Origin of the sequence: Arthrobacter sp. Helios, assembly GCF_023167125.1 — a bacterium.
In the GTDB taxonomy this organism is placed as follows: domain Bacteria; phylum Actinomycetota; class Actinomycetes; order Actinomycetales; family Micrococcaceae; genus Arthrobacter_B; species Arthrobacter_B luteolus.
On sequence record NZ_CP095402.1, the window covers coordinates 2,289,561 to 2,309,522 of the forward strand.

At 65.9% G+C, this 19,962-nt stretch carries 17 protein-coding genes; 2 read left to right on the forward strand and 15 right to left on the reverse strand.

All coding sequences use genetic code 11. The features are described 5' to 3' along the window. Positions 1-36: 36 nt before the first annotated feature. From tsaE to glmS, 10 genes are all read right to left on the reverse strand, one after another. A complete protein-coding gene (gene tsaE, locus ArtHe_RS10265) occupies positions 37-591 on the reverse strand; it encodes a tRNA (adenosine(37)-N6)-threonylcarbamoyltransferase complex ATPase subunit type 1 TsaE (RefSeq protein WP_066295828.1) in 555 nt (184 codons plus the stop codon). After that, entirely contained in the window at positions 588-1,793 is a 1,206-nt protein-coding gene (gene alr, locus ArtHe_RS10270) for an alanine racemase (RefSeq protein WP_248316711.1), read from the reverse strand. Before alr ends, tsaE begins: the two co-directional genes overlap by 4 nt. Before the next feature lie 34 nt (positions 1,794-1,827). After that, on the reverse strand, positions 1,828-2,385 hold the full coding sequence (locus tag ArtHe_RS10275; protein WP_248316712.1) for a GNAT family N-acetyltransferase: 558 nt from the start codon (positions 2,383-2,385) through the stop codon (positions 1,828-1,830). Between the two features lie 39 nt (positions 2,386-2,424). Then, the gene (mgrA, locus tag ArtHe_RS10280; RefSeq protein ID WP_248316713.1) at positions 2,425-3,471 is read right to left on the reverse strand and encodes an L-glyceraldehyde 3-phosphate reductase; all 1,047 of its coding nucleotides are present in this window, start codon (positions 3,469-3,471) and stop codon (positions 2,425-2,427) included. A gap of 73 nt (positions 3,472-3,544) precedes the next feature. Next, a complete protein-coding gene (gene treZ, locus ArtHe_RS10285; RefSeq protein ID WP_282568678.1) occupies positions 3,545-5,290 on the reverse strand; it encodes a malto-oligosyltrehalose trehalohydrolase in 1,746 nt (581 codons plus the stop codon). Then, positions 5,287-7,620: a malto-oligosyltrehalose synthase gene (gene treY / locus ArtHe_RS10290; protein ID WP_248316714.1), complete on the reverse strand. Its 2,334-nt coding sequence runs from the start codon at positions 7,618-7,620 to the stop codon at positions 5,287-5,289. Before treY ends, treZ begins: the two co-directional genes overlap by 4 nt. Then, positions 7,617-9,803, reverse strand: a complete 2,187-nt coding sequence (glgX, locus tag ArtHe_RS10295) for a glycogen debranching protein GlgX (protein ID WP_248316715.1) — start codon at positions 9,801-9,803, stop codon at positions 7,617-7,619. Before glgX ends, treY begins: the two co-directional genes overlap by 4 nt. A 93-nt stretch (positions 9,804-9,896) precedes the next feature. Further along, positions 9,897-11,405, reverse strand: a complete 1,509-nt coding sequence (locus ArtHe_RS10300) for an NAD(P)H-hydrate dehydratase (protein ID WP_248316716.1) — start codon at positions 11,403-11,405, stop codon at positions 9,897-9,899. Positions 11,406-11,415: 10 nt separating this feature from the next. Continuing rightward, positions 11,416-11,766 (reverse strand): holo-ACP synthase, encoded by a 351-nt coding sequence (locus tag ArtHe_RS10305; RefSeq protein ID WP_066295843.1) that lies wholly within the window; start codon positions 11,764-11,766, stop codon positions 11,416-11,418. 32 nt (positions 11,767-11,798) lie between these two features. Beyond that, positions 11,799-13,676, reverse strand: a complete 1,878-nt coding sequence (glmS, locus tag ArtHe_RS10310; protein WP_248316717.1) for a glutamine--fructose-6-phosphate transaminase (isomerizing) — start codon at positions 13,674-13,676, stop codon at positions 11,799-11,801. A 113-nt stretch (positions 13,677-13,789) separates the two neighbouring features. On the opposite strand from glmS, the gene coaA reads away from it, so the two are divergent. Together coaA and mscL are read left to right on the forward strand one after the other, a co-directional pair. Next, complete coding sequence (gene coaA, locus ArtHe_RS10315; protein ID WP_248316718.1) at positions 13,790-14,770, forward strand: type I pantothenate kinase; 981 nt, start codon at positions 13,790-13,792, stop codon at positions 14,768-14,770. Between the two features lie 77 nt (positions 14,771-14,847). Continuing rightward, a complete protein-coding gene (gene mscL, locus ArtHe_RS10320) occupies positions 14,848-15,273 on the forward strand; it encodes a large conductance mechanosensitive channel protein MscL (protein ID WP_248316719.1) in 426 nt (141 codons plus the stop codon). Between the two features lie 90 nt (positions 15,274-15,363). Here mscL and glmM read toward each other — a convergent pair whose 3' ends face one another. The 5 genes from glmM to rplQ form a co-directional block, all read right to left on the reverse strand. After that, positions 15,364-16,734: a phosphoglucosamine mutase gene (gene glmM, locus ArtHe_RS10325; protein WP_066295857.1), complete on the reverse strand. Its 1,371-nt coding sequence runs from the start codon at positions 16,732-16,734 to the stop codon at positions 15,364-15,366. 397 nt (positions 16,735-17,131) lie between these two features. After that, positions 17,132-17,629 (reverse strand): 30S ribosomal protein S9, encoded by a 498-nt coding sequence (gene rpsI, locus ArtHe_RS10330; protein WP_066295858.1) that lies wholly within the window; start codon positions 17,627-17,629, stop codon positions 17,132-17,134. Positions 17,630-17,668: 39 nt separating this feature from the next. Continuing rightward, a complete protein-coding gene (gene rplM, locus ArtHe_RS10335) occupies positions 17,669-18,112 on the reverse strand; it encodes a 50S ribosomal protein L13 (RefSeq protein ID WP_066295859.1) in 444 nt (147 codons plus the stop codon). Between the two features lie 273 nt (positions 18,113-18,385). Beyond that, the gene (locus tag ArtHe_RS10340) at positions 18,386-19,315 is read right to left on the reverse strand and encodes a tRNA pseudouridine synthase A (RefSeq protein WP_248316720.1); all 930 of its coding nucleotides are present in this window, start codon (positions 19,313-19,315) and stop codon (positions 18,386-18,388) included. Positions 19,316-19,353: 38 nt separating this feature from the next. Further along, the gene (gene rplQ / locus ArtHe_RS10345; protein WP_248316721.1) at positions 19,354-19,920 is read right to left on the reverse strand and encodes a 50S ribosomal protein L17; all 567 of its coding nucleotides are present in this window, start codon (positions 19,918-19,920) and stop codon (positions 19,354-19,356) included. Positions 19,921-19,962: the final 42 nt, after the last annotated feature.

Sequence of the window (19,962 nt, forward strand, 5' to 3'; positions counted from 1 at the left end):
GGGCCGGAAGCCGCCCGTTCAGCGCTGCTGACGGCGTCAGAAACCGTCCAGCTGAGGAGCGGATGCCCAGCGCGGTCCAAACCCGGCCATGCGGATGGTGCGCTCCTCGGCGTCGTCCTCCGCGGAGAAGTCCGTGACCAGACCGCCCTCAGGGTCCGCCTGCCCGCCGGTGGCCCGCAGGAGGGTCACTTCGAGGCGGCTCTCGGCCAGGTGTTCCACCATGCCGCGGCCCCACTCCACCACCGTTACCGCACTGTCCATGGTGTTTTCCAGGTCAATGTCGTCGATTTCCGCAGCTGATCCCAGCCGGTAGGCGTCAACGTGCACCAGGTCCGGCCCGCTGCCGAGGGCGGGATGGATGCGGACCAGGACGAAGGTCGGCGAAATGATGCCGGCCCGCACGCCGAGTCCTTCGCCGAGGCCCTGGGTGAACGTGGTTTTCCCGGCACCCAGTTCACCGGTGAGCAGCAGCAGGTCGCCCGGACGCAGGGCAGCTCCAAGCTGCCGGGCGAGGCTCTGGGTTGCTGCCGCAGAGGCGGTGTGAAGTTCCAGTTCCCATACCGGTGTCTCTTCCGGCGCAGCGCCCGTCATGGGTGGACGGACTCGGCAGCTGCTGAAGCCTCCCCCGGCGCCGCCGCAGCGTCGGTATCCACGTAGCTCCGGGTGACCCGTCCGCTGACCCGGGTAACAATCTCATAGTTGATGGAGCCGCTGGCCGCAGCCCATTCATCCACACTGGGAGCACCCTCGCCGCCGAAGAGCACGGCTTCCTTGCCCACGAAGGATTCCGGTGTGCCGGCGATTCCGGTCCGCCCGAGGTCGATGACCATCTGGTCCATCGCAATCCGGCCAACCACCGGGAAAACCTCGCCGTCCACCATAACCGGACCCCCGGTGGCAACCCGGGGAACCCCGTCGGCGTAGCCCATGGGCACCAGCGCCAGGGTGGTCGGGGCGGACGTCTGGTAGTGCAGCCCGTAGGAGACACCCTGGCCGGCTGGAACCGCCTTGCAGTTCGCGATGGTCGTCTTCAGGGTCATCGCGGGACGCAGTCCCAGTTCTTCGGACGTCTGTCCGGGGAAGGGGGAAAGCCCGTAGATCCCAAGTCCCACCCGCACCATGTCGAAGTGCGAGTCGGGGCGGGACAGCGCTGCCGGAGTGTTGGCGATGTGCCGGACCTCGTGGTCCACGCCCGCGTCTTCTGCCACGGCCACGGCCTCGCGGAACTTCTGCAGCTGCACGTCCGTTTCCCGGCGCTGCGGTTCGTCGGCAACGGCCAGGTGGGAGAAGATTCCCACAACCCGGATCAGCCCGTCCTCCTGGTAGGCCAGGGCCTGGCCCACGAAGGATTCCCAGAGGTCTTCCGGGCAGCCGTTGCGGCCCAGCCCGGTATCGATCTTCAGGTGCACCCTCGCCGGTACCTCAAGCTCCCGTGCGGCAGCCACCACCGCCTCAAGTTCCCAGCCTGAGACGCCGAGGTCGATATTCGCGGCGACAGCGGCGGGAAAGTCGCTCTCCGCGGTGTGCAGCCAGGCCATGAGGGGCGCGGAAATCCCGCCCGTGCGCAAGGCCAGCGCTTCCGAAATGTGGGCGGTCCCGAGCCAGGACGCACCCGCTTCCAGAACCGTTCGCGCCACTTCAAGGGCGCCGTGCCCGTAGGCATCGGCCTTGACGACTGCCATCATGCGGGCAGGTTTGACGACTTCAGCGAGATGGCGGACGTTGTGGCGGATGGCAGCGAGGTCGACGACGGCTCTACGCTCCGCCGGGGGAACAGCTTCGAGGTAATTCACGGGTCCATTCTTCCATTGTCGGCACCGGCGCGGGTCATCGCCCGCCCTGCGGAAGGTCCTTGTACATAATATGGAGTCCGGTCAGCCCGGCGGCAGGGTGCCGGAAGGCTCGCGGAGCGGTGGCCAGTATCCGGAATCCCAGCGACGTCCACAGTGCAACGGCACGGGTGTTTGTCTCCACCACGGCATTAAACTGCATGGCAAGATACCCCTCGGCTGCGGCCTCCGCCAGGATGTGTGCAGCCAGGGTCCGTGCGATGCCCTGCCCGGACGCCGCAGGGTCCGTCATGAAGGAGGCGTTGGCGACGTGGCTGCCACCGCCTCCCCGGTTCGGATGCAGCTGGGCGGTGCCGCGGACCTTCCCCTCAACTTCGGCGACGAAGACGCGGGCCGGAGCCGGTTCCAGCCACAACCGGCGGCCGGCACCGGCGTCCAGGTCCCGGTCCCAGCAATAGGTCTCTCCTGCCCGGACGATGGGTTCCATCAGTGCCCAGATCTGCGGCCAGTCCTTGCCCGTGGCTTCCCTGATGGCAATCGGCCTGCGGGGAGGCACGGGTTCGGACGGATGGTCAGCGGACGCAGCCGGCGGCATTCGAGGTCCTTTCGGGGTCATCGGTCATTCCCTTGGGAACTATGCGTCCAGTGCGGCGGCCCACAGGTTGATGTCCGCATCTTTGGCAAACGTGTCGATGTCCGCCAGCTCCCGGCTGGAGAAGTCCAGGTTTTGCACGGCGGCCAGGCTGTCTTCGAGCTGTCCCACGCTTGAAGCTCCGACAAGGGCGGAAGTCACGGCGCTGCCGCCGGCCTGCGGACGCAGCACCCAGGCGATGGCCATCTGGGCAAGGGTCTGGTTCCGTGCTTCGGCGATCCGGTTCAATCCACGCACCCGTTCCAGGTTTTCCTCGGAGAGCTGTGCCGGGTCCAGGGATTTGCCGGCCGCGGCCCGCGATCCCTCAGGGACGCCGCCCAGGTACTTGCTGGTCAGCAGGCCCTGTGCCAGCGGCGAGAAGGCTATCGCGCCGGCTCCGGCTTCCTCCAGCGCCTGGAACAGGTTCGGCTCCCCCTGTTCCACCCAGCGGTTGAGCATGGAGTAGGAAGGCTGGTGGATCAGCAGCGGAGTGCCCAGCTCAGCCAGGATGCGGGCAGCTTCCAGGGTCTTCTCCGGCGAGTAGGACGAGATGCCCGCGTACAGTGCACGGCCGGAACGGACAGCGGTGTCCAGGGCACCCATGGTCTCCTCCAGCGGGGTGTCGGGATCGGGGCGGTGGCTGTAGAAGATGTCGACGTAGTCCAGGCCCATCCGTTCCAGCGACTGATCCAGGCTGGAGAGCAGGTATTTGCGTGAACCCCAGTTGCCGTACGGGCCGGGCCACATGTCGTAACCGGCTTTGGTGGAGATCACCAGCTCGTCCCGGAATGGGCGGAAATCGTCGCGGAGATGGCGGCCGAAGTTCGTTTCCGCCGAACCGGCCGGGGGCCCGTAGTTATTGGCCAGGTCGAAATGGGTCACGCCCAGGTCGAAGGCGCGGCGGAGGATGGCGCGCTGCGCTCCGAAGTCCCGGTCATCGCCAAAGTTATGCCAAAGGCCCAGGGAAACCGCTGGCAGCAGCAGGCCGCTGTGGCCAACGCGGCGGTAGGGCATGGAATCGTAGCGGCCGTCGGCCGGAGTGTAGGTCATGGGACCCATCCTGCCACCGCTTCACGCCGGAATCGAGGACGCCGGACGGCACCGTGAGGCAGCCGTCTCCGCATCACGTGCCGGAAATGATCACCGCCCCATAGGCCGGCAGCTGAATGGCACCGTCGGAGAAAACCGACGGGCCGGTTTCCAGGAGCACCTGCGCCGGCTCCCGGACGGGCAGCGGCACCTCCCGCGGCGAGTCCGCGAAGCTCACGGCGACGACCACGTTGCCGCGGAGGACAGTGAGCCAGCGCGACACCTCATCAAAATTCACGAAGATCTTCCGGAAGTCTGGCTCACTGAGTTCAGGAACCGTCCGCCTCAGCCGGAGGAGATCCTTGTAAAGCTGGTGAAGCCGCGCATGCCCGCCGGCTTCGGCTTCCTCCCACGCGAGCTTGGAGTTCTGGAACGTCTGCGGGTCCTGCGGATCCGGAACCTGCGAAGGGTCCCAGCCCATCCGCGAGAATTCCCTCAGCCGGCCCTCCGCGGTTGCCCTGCCGAGATCCTCCTCCGGGTGGGAGGTGAAGAACTGCCAGGGCGTGGAAGCGCCGAACTCCTCGCCCATAAAAATCATGGGGGTGGCCGAGGACGCCAGATTCAGGACGGCTGCGAGCGCAAGCTGCTCGTAACCCAGGGTTTCCGTCAGCCGGTCCCCCGCTGCCCTGTTCCCCACCTGATCGTGGTTCTGGACTGCGACGACGAGCTGGCGGGCCGTGACAACGTCCTTGTCCAGGGGCCGGCCATGGCTGCGGAGTCTGAAGGACGAGTACGACCCGTCGTGGAAAAAGCCGTCCTGAAGGACCTTGGCCAAAGCGCCCAGGGTGTCGAAGTCTGCGTAGTAGCCGCCGGCTTCGCCGGTGAGGTTGCTGTGCGCCGCATGATGGAAGTCGTCGGACCACTGTCCGTCGAGGCCATAGCCGTTCAGCCGCTGCGGCGTGATGAGCCGCGGATTGTTCAGATCCGATTCCGCAACGAGGAACAGGGCACCGCCCAGATCCGCGGCCAGGTCCTTAACGTGGCCGGACATTTCTTCGAGGATGTGCAGTGCCCGTTCATCCCGGAGCGCGTGGACGGCGTCCAGCCGGAGACCGTCCACGTGGTAATCCCGAAACCACATTTCGACGTTGTCAAGGATGTACTGGCGCACGGGGTCTGACAACGGCCCGTCCAGGTTCACCGAATCGCCCCATGCATTGCCGCTGGCCTGCTGCAGGTACGGTCCGAACCTGGGGAGGTAATTGCCGCTGGGTCCCAGATGGTTGTAGACGACGTCCTGGATCACGCCCAGCCCGCGCTCGTGGGCTGCATCCACGAAGCGCTGATAGGCTCGGGGGCCGCCGTACCCTTCGTGGACCGCGTACCAGAGCACCCCGTCGTAGCCCCAGTTGTGCGTGCCGTTGAACGCGTTCACCGGCATCAGCTCGACGTACTGCACACCCAGGTCCGCCAGATAGTCCATTTTTCCGGCGGCCGCATCCAGTGTCCCCTCGGGAGTGAAGGTGCCAACGTGCAGCTCGTAGATGGCGCCGCCGTTCAGCCCGGGCGAGGTCCAGCCGGCGTCGTGCCAATCGTAGGCTCCGGGATCGAAGGTGCGGGAGAGTCCGTGGACGCCGGCCGGCTGCCGGCGGGAACGCGGGTCGGGAACCGGGACGGTGGCGTCGTCGATCAGGTAGCCGTAATCAATATCGCCGTCCAGCGCCGCATGCTGGACGTGCCACCACCCGCCCTGCCCGCGGCTCATCTGGAGTTCGCGGCCATCGGCCAGCAGCCTCATGGTGTCCGCGTTGGGTGCCCATACATCGAAATCGGTGCTCACAGTTCCTCCTCCAGTGCCAGAAGCGCCACCGGGTAGGTACCGAAGACGGTTCCGGCATCCGTCTCTCCCCCGCGGTATGTTGCTCCGGTGAGCCCGTCCCGGTAGGTGCCGGCGGGCAGCTGAACCGTTGTCCCGTCCCACCCTCCGGCCGCCTCCAGCCCCAGCGGCAGCCGGGTAACCAGGGTCAGGGCCCCGCCCCGGTCGAACCCGAACACGTGCTTCGCGGCGGGTCCCGCGACGCCCAGCGCCGAGTAGCCGGAAAACAGCTCCGGACGGCCCCGGCGCAGCCGCAGTGCCTCCCGGGTCAGATGGAGCTTGACGGCACCGGTCTCATCGACGGGCGGCACCGGGCCGTTTCCGCCTGGGCGGCCTAGGCCGGCTGCCAGGCGGGACCGCAGGGCGAAGTCGACCGGCCGGCGGTTATCCGGGTCAACGAGCGAGTGGTCCCACAGCTCGGTGCCCTGGTAGACGTCCGGCACACCGGGCATGGTCAGCTGGACCAGCTTGGCGCCGAGGGCGTTGGAGCGGCCCGCGGGCGTGATCCGTTCAGCGAAGGATGCCACCACCGAATGCGCCTCCGGGTGGTCGTAGGCGGCGTCCACCAGGGCATGGAGCTGCTTTTCGAAAGCTTCGTCCGGTGAGGTCCAGCTGGTGCCCTGGCCGGCTTCGCGGGCCGCCTTTTCGGCGTAGGCATGAGCCCGTTCCCTCTCCAGCGGCCAGGCCCCCACGAGGGCTTGCCACAGGAGGTCCGCCAGCGCCCGGTCGCCCAGGGGGACCAGCGCTTCGAGCCCGGTGACGGTCTCGGCCCACTCCTGGGGCAGTTCAGACAGGACGCTGATCCGCGCGCGGGTGTCTTCGCTTCTTTTGGTGTCGTGGGTGCTAAGCGCCGTCATCGAGGCTGGGAGCTCCTGCTGCCGCCGGAGCATCCGCAGGTGTAGGTCGTAGGGCTCAAGCGCGAAGATCGACGGATCCGCACCAACCTCGTTAAGCGAGGTCAGGCGGGTGTAGCGGTAGAAGGCTGTGTCTTCGACGCCCTTGGCCATTACCATTCCGGAAGTCTGCTGGAAACGGAGAGCCAGCTCGCCCAGGCCTGCCTCGCCCTGTGTCCCCGCGTCGCCGCCGGCCAGCAGCGGAAGCAGCTTATCCAGCGCTGCGTCCAGATCCGGGCGGCGGATCCGGGCGGCACGGCCGGCCTCTTCCAGATTCGCCACCCCGTCGGGCAGATAGCTGCGGTAGACCGGGAAGCAGGCCAGCAGTTCGGCAAAGGCATCGGCCGCCGTCGCACGGTCCACCCCTGCCTCCGCCGGGACCAGCCGCGCGAGCCGCAGCACCTCCGAGTGCAGCAGCCCGTCCGCGACCGCCCGTTTGGTGTCATGGATCAGGTGGCGGTACGGTTCAGCGTCCGCAGCTGCGCTGAGCGCCGGGGCCGCCGCGGGATCGACGAAGAGCCGGTCCACGTCAGCGAGCGCGTCGTAGCCTGTGGTCCCGGCGGCTGCCCAGTCAGCGGGGAGCGCCTCGTCGTGTTCCAGGATTTTCTCCACCAGCACATACGCACCATTGGTCAGCTGCTCCAGGGACCGCAGGTAGCCAGCCGGATCGGCCAGCCCGTCCGGGTGGTCGATCCGCAGTCCGTCAGCCAGCCCCTCCCGGAACCACCGTCGGATTTCGCCATGGGTTTCCTCAAACACCCATGGCACTTCCACCCGTACCCCGGCCAGCGTGGTGATGCCGAAGAAGCGGCGGTAATTCAGCTCGTCGTCTGCCCGGCGCCAGCTGATGAGTTCATAGTGCTGCCGCGCGTGCACGTCCTGCGGGGTGTCCCCGGGGCCGAAGGTGCCCTCTGCAAGGGGAAAAGCGTGGTCGTAGTAGCGCAGCTCCCCGCCAACAATGCGCAGCTTGGAGAGTTCGTCGTCGCCCTCCCCCAGCATCGGAAGCTTCAGCTTCCCACCGCCGGCTGCCCAGTCAATGTCAAAGGCCTCGGCATAGTGCGACGCCGGGCCCTCGCTGAGCACGGACCACCACCACCGGTTGGCGCGGGGAGTCGCCACGCCCATATGGTTCGGCACGATGTCCACCAGGACGCCCATCCCCGCGGCGTGGGCGGCGTCAGCCAGCGCCTTGAAACCGCTGGCTCCTCCCCTTGCTGGATCGATGGCAGAGGGGTCGGTTACGTCATAGCCGTGGGCCGAGCCCTCCTCCGCCGTCAGCAGGGGCGAAAGATAGATCCAATCCGTCCCCAGGTCACTGAGATACGGAACCAGCCCGGCGGCGTCGTACAGGGTGAACCCTGCATGGATCTGCAGCCGGTAGGTCGACCGCGGTGTCCTCATGCAATGGCCTCCCGCGACTTGGCTTCCGCGAGGGCCGCCAGCGACGCCGCTACGGAATGGTCATGGACTTCCTCTTCCTGCGTGCGCTGCCGCAGCACCACCATGGACTTTGCCGCCACCGAGATCTTGCCGTCGGGCGTGACCGGGTCGGAGTCCGCATACTCTCCCGCGGTGTCGATGATCTGTTCCCACAGATCGCCGTATTCCCTGGGCGGCACCGTGACGGTGACGGCGTCGTCGTCTGCGTTGAAGTACAGCAGGAAGTTCAGGTCGGTGATCCGCTGACCGCGGCGGTCATTGCCGCGGATACCCTGTCCGTTCAGGAACACCCCCAGTGAACGGCCCAGCTGGGTGTCCCAGTCATCGGGCTGCATGGGGCTGCCGTCCTCGTTCAGCCAGACAATGTCAGGCAGCTCGTCGTTCTCGCCCCTGGCTACCGGACGCCCGTCAAAGAACCTGCGGCGGCGGAAGGTGGGGTGCTCGGCGCGGAGCCTGCTCAGCGCGGAGGCAAATTCCAGCAGCGGGGTGTCCATCTGCTCCCAGTCAACCCAACTGATTTCCGAGTCCTGGGCGTAGGTGTTGTTGTTGCCGTTCTGGGTCCGCCCCAGCTCGTCGCCGTGGGCAAGCATGGGGACGCCTTGGGAGAGCAGCAGGGTGGCGAGGAAGTTGCGCTGCTGGCGGGCCCGCAGGGAAAGCACCTGCGGATCATCCGTGGGCCCCTCAACGCCGCAGTTCCAGGAGCGGTTGTGCGATTCGCCGTCGTTATTGTCTTCGCCGTTGGCCTCATTGTGCTTCTCGTTGTAGGAGACCAGGTCCTGCAGGGTGAAGCCGTCGTGGGCGGTGACGAAGTTGATGGAGGCCACCGGGCGGCGGCCGGAGGTCTCGTAGAGGTCCGCCGAGCCGGTGATCCGGGAGGCGAATTCGCCCAGTGTGGAGGGCTCTCCGCGCCAGAAGTCGCGCACCGTGTCCCGGTATTTCCCGTTCCATTCCGTCCACTGCGGCGGGAAGTTCCCCACCTGGTAGCCGCCGGGTCCGATGTCCCAGGGCTCGGCAATGAGTTTGACCTGCGACACCACCGGATCCTGCTGCACAAGTTCGAAGAAACTCGACAGGCGGTCGACGTCGTAGAATTCGCGGGCAAGTGCCGAGGCCAGGTCGAAGCGGAAGCCATCCACGTGCATCTCCGTGACCCAGTAACGGAGGGAGTCCATGATCAGCTGCAGGGAGTGCGGGTTCCGGACGTTCAGCGAGTTACCGGTGCCGGTGTAGTCCATGTAGTACCGCTTGTCGTCCTCCATGAGCCGGTAGTACGCCGCGTTGTCGATTCCGCGGAAGGACAGGGTGGGTCCAAGGTGGTTACCTTCAGCGGTGTGGTTGTAGACCACGTCCAGGATCACTTCGATGCCGGCCAGGTGCAGGGCTTTGACCATCGCCTTGAACTCCTGGACCTGCTGGCCGTCTTCGCCGTTCGCGCCGTAGGTGTTCTGCGGGGCGAAGAAGCCGATGGTGTTGTAGCCCCAGTAGTTAGAGAGGCCCTTGTCCTGCAGGGTCGAGTCGTTGACGAACTGGTGCACCGGCATCAGTTCCAGCGCGGTGACACCCAGTTTCTTCAGGTGCGCGATGACTGCCGGGTGGGCGATGCCGGCGTAGGTCCCGCGCTGCTCCTCCGGGATCTCGGGGTGGAGTTGGGTCAGCCCCTTGACGTGTGCCTCGTAAATCACGGACTGGTGGTATTCGGTGCGGGGACGGCGGTCACCGTCCCAATCGAAGAAGGGGTTGATCACCACGCCCTTCATCATGTGGGCCGCGGAGTCCTCGTCATTGCGCGAGTCCTCGTCTCCGAAGTTGTAGCCGAACAGGGACTGGTCCCAGTCGACCTGTCCGGAGACCGCCTTCGCATATGGGTCCAGCAGCAGCTTGTTCGGGTTGCAGCGGTTGCCCTGCCCCGGGTCGTTGGGGCCGTCTACCCGGTAGCCATACTTCTGGCCAGGGACCGCATGCGGCAGATAGCAGTGCCAGACGTACCCGTCTACCTCCGTCAGCGGGATGCGCGTTTCGGACCCGTCGTCATCGAACAGACAGAGCGTTACCGATTCCGCTGCCTCGCTGTAAAGGGCGAAGTTGGTGCCGTTGCCGTCATACGTGGCACCCAGCGGGTATGCATCTCCGGGCCAGACTTCCATTCAGATCTCCTGACTGCTGTGTGGGCGGCAGATAAATGCTATGCCTGCTTACTTTCTACAGTATGTCAGCCGCGTCTGCGCGGCAGCGGAAGCTCACGCCGCCAGCAGCGCGGCCAGGACCTGCCGGACGTTCGATGGGAGTCCGGAGACCTCGACCGGGCCGTCCTGCGCCGCCAGGGTGCCGGCCCGGCCGTGGATGCTCGCCGCCGCTGCGGCGAGCCGGGCATAGTGGCCGGGGCTGCCGGATCCCCGGCGGTCGGTGGCGAGCAGTGCTCCGAGAATGCCGGAAAGTGTGTCGCCGCTGCCGGCGGCGGCGAGCCACGGGGTTGCTTCCGCCTGGCTGTAGACCGGCCCGCCGGGAGCGGCCACGAGGGTCGCCCACCCTTTGAGCAGCACGGTGGCGCCGGTGAGGTCCGCGGCCTGGCGGACATGGGCCAAGGGGTCCGCCTCCACGGCCTCCCGGTCACCACGTACGCCCAGGCGGTCGAGCAGGGCGGTGAGCTCGCCGGCATGCGGCGTCAGGACTATCTGTGGTCCCAGGCCAGGTTCGACGGCGGAAAGGGCATCGGCGTCGATCACGGCCGGGAGCCCTGAAGCCATGGCTTCCACCGCCCTGCGGCGCTGCCCCTCATCCTCGCCCGCGCCGGGTCCCGCCACCCAGGCCTGGACGTGGGTCTGGGTCACGGAATCGTCAGAGCAGACCGCTTCGGGATGGGTCAGGTTGATCAGCCTCCGCACCGGCTCCGGTCCCAGGAAACGGACCATGCCCACCCCGGTGGCCAATGCCGCACCGGTGGCCAGGACAGCGGCACCCGGATAGGCCGTTGATCCGGCTGCTATTCCGAGCACGCCGCGGCTGTATTTGTGGTCTCCGGGTTCCGGGAGGGTGAGGAGATCCCTGATGTCCGCTGCCTCCAGCCGCTGGACCTCGGCGGTTCCCAGCTGCGGTGCAAGCCCGATGTCCACGCTTTCGATCTGCCCCGCGGCGCTGGCGCCGGGACCGGCCATCAGCCCGGTCTTCGGAGCTCCGAAGGTGACGGTCAGGTCGGCCCGAAGGTACGCCCCGCCCGCAGCACCGGTGTCGGCATTGATCCCGCTCGGAAGGTCGCAGGCAATGATGGCGGGAGCCTGGCCCCGGCGCAGGCGTGCCGGCTCCAGCACGGCCAGTTCGGCGGCCGGTGCCCGCAGCCCGCCTTTGCCGCCGGTCCCAAGAATCCCGTCGAGCACCAGGTCTGCGGTCATACAGAGCGCCAGGACAGCTCTGCTATTTTCACCGGTCAGGGACAGGACCCGCCCACCGCGGGCGCGGAAGGCAGCCAGCGCGGCCGGGTGGACTTCCGCTGCGGTGAGAACAGCGGTGGAGCTGCCCCCGCGGGACAGGAGGCGGGACGCAGCGTACAGCGCGTCCCCGCCGTTGTTGCCGGCACCAGCCAGGACCACGGTCTGCGAGCCGTAGATCCGGCCGCGCCTGCGGGACAGGAGCGCGGCGGCGGCCTGGTACAGCCCGTAGGCCGCTTTTTGCATCAGCTCTGCCCCGGCACCGGAGTCGAGGAGCGGTTGTTCTGCTGCCCGGACCGCGGTTCCGGAGTACGCACTGATCATGCGTACCAGACTAGCCCTCCGCCACCACCATGGCAGTGGCAACGCCGCCGTCGTGGCTGAGCGAAAGGTGCCAGGTGCGGACGCCCTTGGCTTCGGCAGCTGCCAGGACGGTCCCTTCGACCAGGATCCGCGGCGCGCCCGAGGAATCGAGCTCCACCTGGCAGTGCTGCCAGTTCATGCCGGCGGGGGCCCCAAGGGCCTTGGCCACCGCTTCCTTCGCGGCAAACCGTGCCGCCAGGGACCGCAGGTTCAATTCCCGTTCCGCCGGCACGAAGAGCCGCGCCCGGAGTCCGGGAGTGCGCTCAAGCTGGCGCCCGAAACGCTCTACGTCTACGACGTCCACGCCAATACCGACAATCATTGGTTCCCCCTCGGCAGGTTTTTTCCGGTCCGCTACTCGACTGTGACGGACTTGGCCAGGTTACGCGGCTGGTCGACGTCGAAGCCTTTGGCGGTGGCCAGGGCGCAGGCGAAGATCTGCAGCGGGACCGTGGTCAGCAGCGGGGCGAGCAGGGTAGGCGTCTCCGGAACGTAGAAGACGTGCTCGGCGTAGGCCTTGACGGCGTCGTCGCCCTCTTCAGCGATGACGATGGTCTTCGCGCCGCGGGCCCGGATTTCCTGGATATTGGAAACCACCTTGGCGTGCAGCGAATCCCGGCCGCGGGGCGAGGGCACAACCACGAACACCGGCTGCCCTTCTTCGATCAGCGCGATCGGTCCGTGCTTGAGTTCGCCGGCAGCAAAACCCTCGGCATGGATGTAGGCCAGTTCCTTCAGCTTCAGGGCGCCTTCCATGGCGACGGGGAAGCCCACATGGCGGCCCAGGAAGAGGACCGAAGAGGTGCCCGCCATCAGCTGTCCGAGTTCCTTGATGGAACCGGCGCTGTCCAGGACCTGCTGGATCTTGGCGGGAACCTTGGCCAGGTCAGCCAGGATGTCCTTGATTTCGCCCTGGAACTTGTTGCCGCGGACCTGCGCCAGGTAGAGGCCAAGCAGGTAGGTGGCAGTGATCTGGGCCAGGAAGGCCTTGGTGGATGCGACGGCGATTTCCGGCCCGGCGTGGGTGTACAGCACGGCATCGGCTTCACGCGGAATGGTGGAACCGTTGGTGTTGCAGATGGCCAGGATCTTGGCGCCCTGTTCCTTGGCGTACCGCACGGCCATCAGCGTGTCCATGGTCTCGCCGGACTGCGAGATCGCCACGATCAGGGTGTTGGAATCGACAATCGGATCCCGGTAGCGGAACTCATGGCTGAGCTCGACCTCCACGGGAATCCGGCACCAGTGCTCAATGGCGTACTTGGCCACCTGCCCGGCGTAGGCGGAGGTGCCGCAGGCCAGGACCATGATCTTGTTGATTGATTTCAGCGACTCGGGGCTGACCCGCAGTTCGTCCAGGGTGAGGCGCCCATCGGCGTCGAAGCGGCCCAGCAGGGTGTCCGCGACGGCCTGGGGCTGGTCGTTGATTTCCTTCTCCATGAAGGATCCGTAGCCGCCCTTTTCTGCGGCGGCAGCATCCCAGTTGACCTCAAACTCGGTGCCCTCGGCCGGACCTCCGTGGAAGTCGGTGATTTCGACGGATTCCGGCGTGATCGTGACGATCTGGTCCTGGCCCAGTTCCACGGCGCGGCGGGTGAAGTCGATGAAGCCGGAGACGTCCGAACCGAGGAAGTTCTCGCCCTCACCGAGTCCGACGACGAGCGGCGAGTTGCGGCGGGCGGCAACCACCGTGTCCGGGGAGTCGGCGTGCACGGCCAGCAGTGTGAAGGCACCTTCGAGGCGCTGGCAGGCGAGCTGCATACTGCGTGCCAGGTCCTGCCCGCCGGTGGAGGCGTAGATGCGGCCGAGCAGTGCTGCGGCAACTTCAGTATCGGTCTCCGACCGGAACTCGACGCCGGCGGCGAGGAGCTCTTCCTTCAGCTCGGCGAAGTTCTCGATGATGCCGTTGTGGATCACGGCGAGGCGGTCCCCGTCCGCCAGGTGCGGGTGGGCATTTCCGTCGGTCGGCCCGCCGTGCGTGGCCCAGCGGGTGTGGCCGATGCCTGTGGTGGCTTCCGGAAGCGGATCCGCTTCCAGCTCAGCAACCAGGTTCGCCAGCTTGCCCGACTTCTTGCGGGACTCCATGCCGGTCCCGGTCAGCACGGCAACGCCGGCGGAGTCGTAGCCGCGGTATTCCAGCCGGCGGAGACCCTCCATGACGACGTCGAGGGCGCTGTGCCCGATAGCTGCGGCAGAGCCCGGGCGGCCGGTATAACCTACGATTCCACACATGCTCCCAAGACTACCGGCAGCTGCAGGTGACGGTCTAAACGCCGGGCCCTTCCCGCCGCCGGGCACCGGAGGCTTGTTTGGATTGACCGCCGCGGCAGTGCACAATTCCTAGAGTGACCGAACCAACTCCGAAGTCCTCGCCGGGAAACGGCCATGAGACCAACGTCACTCCCTTCGTTGAACTGGACCGGCAGACCTGGTCACGCCTGTCCCACGAAATAGAGTCTCCGCTGAACCAGGATGACATTACGCGTCTGCGCGGGCTCGGCGACCAGCTGAACCTGGATGAGGTGCGGGAGGTCTACCTGCCGCTCTCCCGGCTCCTGAATCTTTACGTGGCAGCGGCAGGCAAACTGCACAATGCCACCACCACTTTCCTGGGTGAACAAACCACCCGGACACCCTTTGTCATCGGGGTCGCCGGTTCGGTGGCGGTGGGTAAATCCACCACGGCACGCGTGCTCCGGGAGATGCTGCGGCGCTGGCCGGACACCCCGAACGTCGAACTTATTACCACCGACGGTTTCCTGTACCCGAATGCGGAGCTCAAACGGCGCGGCCTCATGGAACGCAAGGGCTTCCCCGAAAGCTACGACCGCCGGCGGCTGCTGCGCTTCGTCAGCGCGGTAAAAAGCGGTGCCGAAGAGGTCCGTGCCCCGCGCTATTCACACCTCACCTATGACATTGTTCCGGATTCCGAGATTGTGGTCCGCCGCCCGGACGTCCTGATCGTCGAAGGGCTCAACGTCCTGGCTCCCGCCCGGACCCGCCCCGACGGACGTTCCGGCCTGGCCCTCAGCGATTTCTTTGACTTCTCCATCTATGTTGATGCGCGGACCGCGTACATCGAGGAGTGGTACGTCCAACGCTTCCAGTCACTGCGCAGCGGAGCTTTTGCCAACCCGGCGTCCTACTTCCACCGCTACGCCGGTCTTACCGACCAAAAAGCACGGGAAACGGCACTGGACATCTGGAAGCGCATCAACGAGCCCAACCTCGTGACAAACGTGCTGCCGACCCGCGGCCGCGCCCAGCTGGTGCTCACCAAGGACGCAGACCACTCCGTCCGCCGGATGCTGCTGCGCAAGACGTAGAGCTGTTCCTGCCGGACCGGTCCGGCTGCCGCCGATGCCACCGCGGCCGGGTGGGGCGAACCCGGTAGTCTGGGCCAATGCTTAATGGGTTCAAAAACTTCATCATGAAAGGCAACGTCCTGGACCTGGCCGTTGCCGTCATCATCGGAACCGCTTTTACCGCGGTCGTTAATGCGATGGTCTCTGCGGTGCTGATGCCGTTCATCTCAGCCCTGGCCGGATCACCGAACTTCGACAGTTTCGCCGTCCTGGAGCTGAACGGAAACATGGTGCAGTTCGGCGTGCTGCTGACCGCCGTCGTTAACTTCCTGCTGGTTGCTGCGACCGTGTACTTCGTGGTTGTGCTGCCGATGAACAAAATGATCGAACGGCGCAACCGCCGCCTTGGCATTGAACCAACAGCTGCCGTGGACCCGCAGATCGTGCTGCTGACCGAAATCCGGGACGCCCTGAAAACGCCTGCGGATGAGCCCAACCAGTTCCCGGGCAGCCCCCGCGCCTGATTCCGGCTGCTGCCGCGACTGATTCCGAGCTGCTCGGCCGGTCCGCTGTGCGAAGCGGGCCGGAACGCGTCAGGCCTCCGGCGTCGGGCCTCAGACGCCGGCGCCTTCAGAGGCCGCCAGTGAGAGGTTGGCTTCAACAGTTGCCGCCAGCTTTTCGGCCACGGTCCGTGCGGTTTCCATATCCGCCGCTTCGACCATGACCCGCACCAGCGGTTCGGTCCCCGACGGGCGCAGCAGGATGCGGCCCGTCTCGCCGAGCTTCTCCTGGGCGTCGATTACCGCCCGCCGCACGGCTTCATTGGTGGAAGCGGCGGACTTGTCAACGTTCTTGACGTTGATCAGCACCTGGGGCAGTTTTTCCATGATGCTGGCGAGCTGCTGGAGGCTGCGGCCGGTCTTGGCCACCTGGGCGGCCAGCTGGAGGCCCGTCAGGACGCCGTCACCGGTGGTTGCGTACTTGGAGAAAATCACGTGGCCGGACTGTTCTCCGCCGAGGCTGTAACCGCCTTCCCGCATGGCTTCCAGTACGTACCTGTCTCCTACTCCGGTTTCCCGGATACTGATTCCGGCTTCCCGCAGCGCAAGCTTCAAGCCGAGGTTGCTCATGACCGTGGCCACAAGGGCGTCGTCCTTCAGTTCCCCGGATGCCTTCATGGCGACGGCCATGATGGCCATGATCTGGTCGCCGTCGACGACGTTGCCTTCGGCGTCCACTGCCAGGCAGCGGTCGGCGTCGCCGTCGTGCGCGATACCGAGGTCCGCACCGTGCTGCAGGACGGCTTCCTGCAGCGGCCCGAGGTGGGTTGAGCCGTAACCGTCATTGATGTTGATGCCGTCCGGATCAGCGCCGATGACAACTACTTCGGCACCGGCGTCGGCGAAGACCTGCGGCGAGCATCCGCTCGCGGCTCCATGCGCGCAGTCCAGGACGACTTTCAGGCCGTCCAGGCGGTGCGGAAGGGTCTGCAGAAGGTGAACAATATAGCGGTCCTCAGCGTCGGCAAAGCGCTGGATCCGGCCCACGGCAGCACCGGTGGGCCGGGGGTTCGGCTCATCCATCTCTGCTTCGATCGCATCTTCCAGCGCATCGTCCAGCTTCTGTCCCCCGCGTGCCAGGAACTTGATGCCGTTATCCGGTGCGGCGTTGTGCGAGGCGGAAATCATCACGCCGAAGTCGGCGTCCAGGTCCGCCACCAGATAGGCCGCTGCGGGAGTCGGGAGGACGCCGGCATCGAAAACGTCAATGCCGGAGCTCGCCAGCCCAGCCTCAACCGCAGCGGAAATGAACTCACCGCTGATCCGCGGATCCCGTGCCACGACAGCTACCGGACGCTTGCCTGCGGGAACCTGCCGGTGCCCCAGGACGACGGCGGCAGCCTGTGCCAGCCCCAGTGCCACTTCGGCGGTGATCAGGCCATTGGCCAGCCCCCGGACGCCGTCGGTACCAAACAGTCGTGTCATGTTCAAAGAATCCTTAACAGCATGTAGTAACCAAGCATGCAGTTGCCCAGCGGGGCTCCCGCTTGCAGCCCCCGCGCCTATTCTGCCATCCCGGTAAGGCCAGCGCCCAAACGCTGCCCTGACCACGGAGCCCGATTGACCGGATCGTTCCGTGCAGGTCCTCAGCCATTCCGTCTGCCCCCTACGCGGCTGACCAGTGATTTAAGCAAAAAACCCCCGGCCGAAGCCGGGGGCATTTTGCAGGGGGATGAGCGTTTGGTAACACCCAACCCCTACGCGTCGAATTAGCGCTTGAGCTCCGGAGCGCTGAATCAGCGCTTGTGGAGCCAAGCGCCAAAAAGCGCCGCGGGCCCCTCCTTGCTGACGCGCCAGCGGCAGCAAGGAGGGCAGGCGCTTTTTAGCGCTTGGAGTACTGAGGTGCCTTGCGGGCCTTCTTGAGACCAGCCTTCTTACGCTCGATGACGCGGGCGTCACGGGTCAGGAAGCCGGCCTTCTTCAGCGCAGGGCGGTTGTTTTCGCGGTCGATCTCGTTCAGCGAGCGAGCGACACCCAGACGCAGTGCGCCTGCCTGGCCGGATGCGCCGCCGCCGTGGATACGGGCGATAACGTCGTAAGCACCGTCGAGGTCAAGAAGCTTGAACGGCTCGTTGACTTCCTGCTGGTGCAGCTTGTTCGGGAAGTAGTCGGCCAGTTCGCGGCCATTGACGATCCACTTGCCGGTGCCCGGGACAACCCGGACGCGTGCAATGGCTTCCTTGCGGCGGCCAACAGCGGAGCCGGCAACGGTCAGGGCCGGACGCTCCTTGACCTCCGCCTGGGCTGCGTCGGTGCTTTCCGAGGTGTAGCTGGTGAGCTCCTCGGTGTTGTCATTCAGCTCTTCAGTGTTCTGAGCCACGATTCTCCTTGAATTAATTTCTTAGTTGGCGGGCCAGAACTACTGGGCGACCTGGGTGATTTCGAAGGTCTTGGGCTGCTGGGCGGCGTGCGGGTGCTCAGCACCGGCGTATACCTTCAGCTTGCCCATCTGCTGTGCAGCGAGGGAGTTCTTGGGCAGCATGCCGCGGATGGCCTTCTCAACTGCGCGCACCGGGTTCTTTTCCAGCAGTTCGGCATAGTTGACGGAGGACAGACCGCCCGGGTAACCCGAGTGGCGGTAGGCACGCTTCTGTTCGAGCTTGGCGCCGGTCAGGGCAACCTTCTCAGCGTTGATGATGATGACGAAATCGCCCATGTCCATGTGGGGGGCAAAGGTCGGCTTGTGCTTTCCGCGCAGCAGTGTTGCGGTCTGGCTGGCAAGACGGCCTAGGACAACGTCGGTGGCGTCAATGACGTGCCACTGGCGGTTGATGTCGCCGGGCTTCGGGGTGTACGTACGCACGTTTTTGCCTTCGTTTCTTCTTCTTAGGTGGCGCGCCGCGTATGGATGCCATACGCCGCGCAGCTTCTCTATGCGTTACCGGACGGTCAGGTGAGGACTGATGTAACCAGTGGTCCTGAGTTCTCGGCTATCTCCCCGGGGCCAGGTGGCTCTGCAACTGAGCCGCTCCCGTGGGCATAGACCTATCGAGGTAGGACACGCACAACGACTATAAACAATAGCTTGCTTGCCGGGCCAGGTCAAAGTCCGGCGCACGCGACTGTCCTGACTATTCTATGCCCTCCTGGCCCGTGTCATTTCCGCCCGTGCCAGCAGCTGCTCCGCATCGGGGTACCGGACTTCTTCCAGGACCAGCGGATGCGGCGCGGCCAGGATGGATTTGGAGTCCCGGATGCGGGCAAACATCCGTTCCGCCAGCCACTGCGGCCGCCGCTCCCCCGCGCCAACCAGCAGTGCCCCGCCAATCAGGGAGCGAACCATGTTGTGGCAGAAGGCGTCAGCCTGCAGGTGCGCAGTCAGGACCCCGTCGGGACCGCGGACAAAGCTGAATTCCTGCAGCTCCCGGATGGTGGTGGCTCCCACCCGGGGTTTACAGAAGGACAGGAAATCCTGGATTCCCAGCACACCTGCGGCGGCCTCATTCATGGCCCGTTCGTCGACCGGAACCTTGTACCAGAGGCTGATGCTGCGCAGCAGCGGATCCCAGGTCTCGTCCCGGTCCGCGATGCGGTAGCTGTACCGGCGCCACAGGGCCGAGAACCTGGCGTCGAAGCCCTCAGGCGCCAAAGAGACGGCCCGGACCTCGATTGCGCCAGCCAGCGACTCCGCCGCCCGGCGGGAGGTTCCGGCTTCCTTCAGCGGCAGGGTCAGTTCCCGGTTGATGACGCCGCGCAGCCTGCGCTGCAGCGCCGTGGACGGATCCAGGTCCTTGCCCCGGGACAGCGCCTGCCATTCCGCTGCTGTGAGGTCGAAGTGGACCACCTGGCCACGCGCATGGACGCCGGCATCCGTCCGCCCGGCCACAGTTACCCGGACAGGCCGGCGGATCAGTACGGCCAGGGCGGCTTCAAGCGTCCCCTGGACAGTGCGGAACCCAGGCTGGGTGGCCCAGCCGGAGAACGGCGCGCCGTCGTAGGCCAGGTCCAGCCGGATACGAAGAGACCCGCCGTCCTGGTTCAGAACGGCGGGTCTCTCGATACTCATACCCTCAATATTAAGGGCACGGTGAATCAATCAGAGAATTACTTCTTCTCTTCGGTTGCCTCAGCAGCTTCATCTGCGGAATCAGCCGAGTCGGCGGACTCTGCAGAGTCAGCGGAATCAGCCGAGTCGGCGGATTCGCCGGACTCAGCCGAGTCAGCGGAATCGGCAGACTCAGCAGCAACCGGAGCCGGTGCGGCAGCCGCAGCAGCGGTGGAAGCCTCGGCAACCACGGACTGCTTGGCGGACAGCGGTTCCAGCACCAGTTCGATGACTGCCATGGGAGCGTTGTCGCCCTTGCGGTTGCCGATCTTGGTGATGCGGGTGTAGCCGCCGTCGCGCTGGGCAACGGCCGGTGCGATCTCGGTGAAGAGCTCGTGAACGAGGCCCTTGTCAGAGATCAGGGCCAGGACGCGGCGGCGGGAAGACAGGTCTCCGCGCTTTGCGAACGTGATCAGGCGTTCTGCGTAGGGACGCAGGCGCTTGGCCTTGGTCACCGTGGTGGTGATCTGCTTGTGCTCGAACAGCTGGGCGGCCAGGTTCGCCAGCATCAGGCGCTGGTGTGCCGGGCTGCCTCCGAGGCGCTTACCCTTGGTGGGTGTAGGCATTACTTTTTCTCCTCAAACGGTGCCGCACTGTGCTCAGGCACG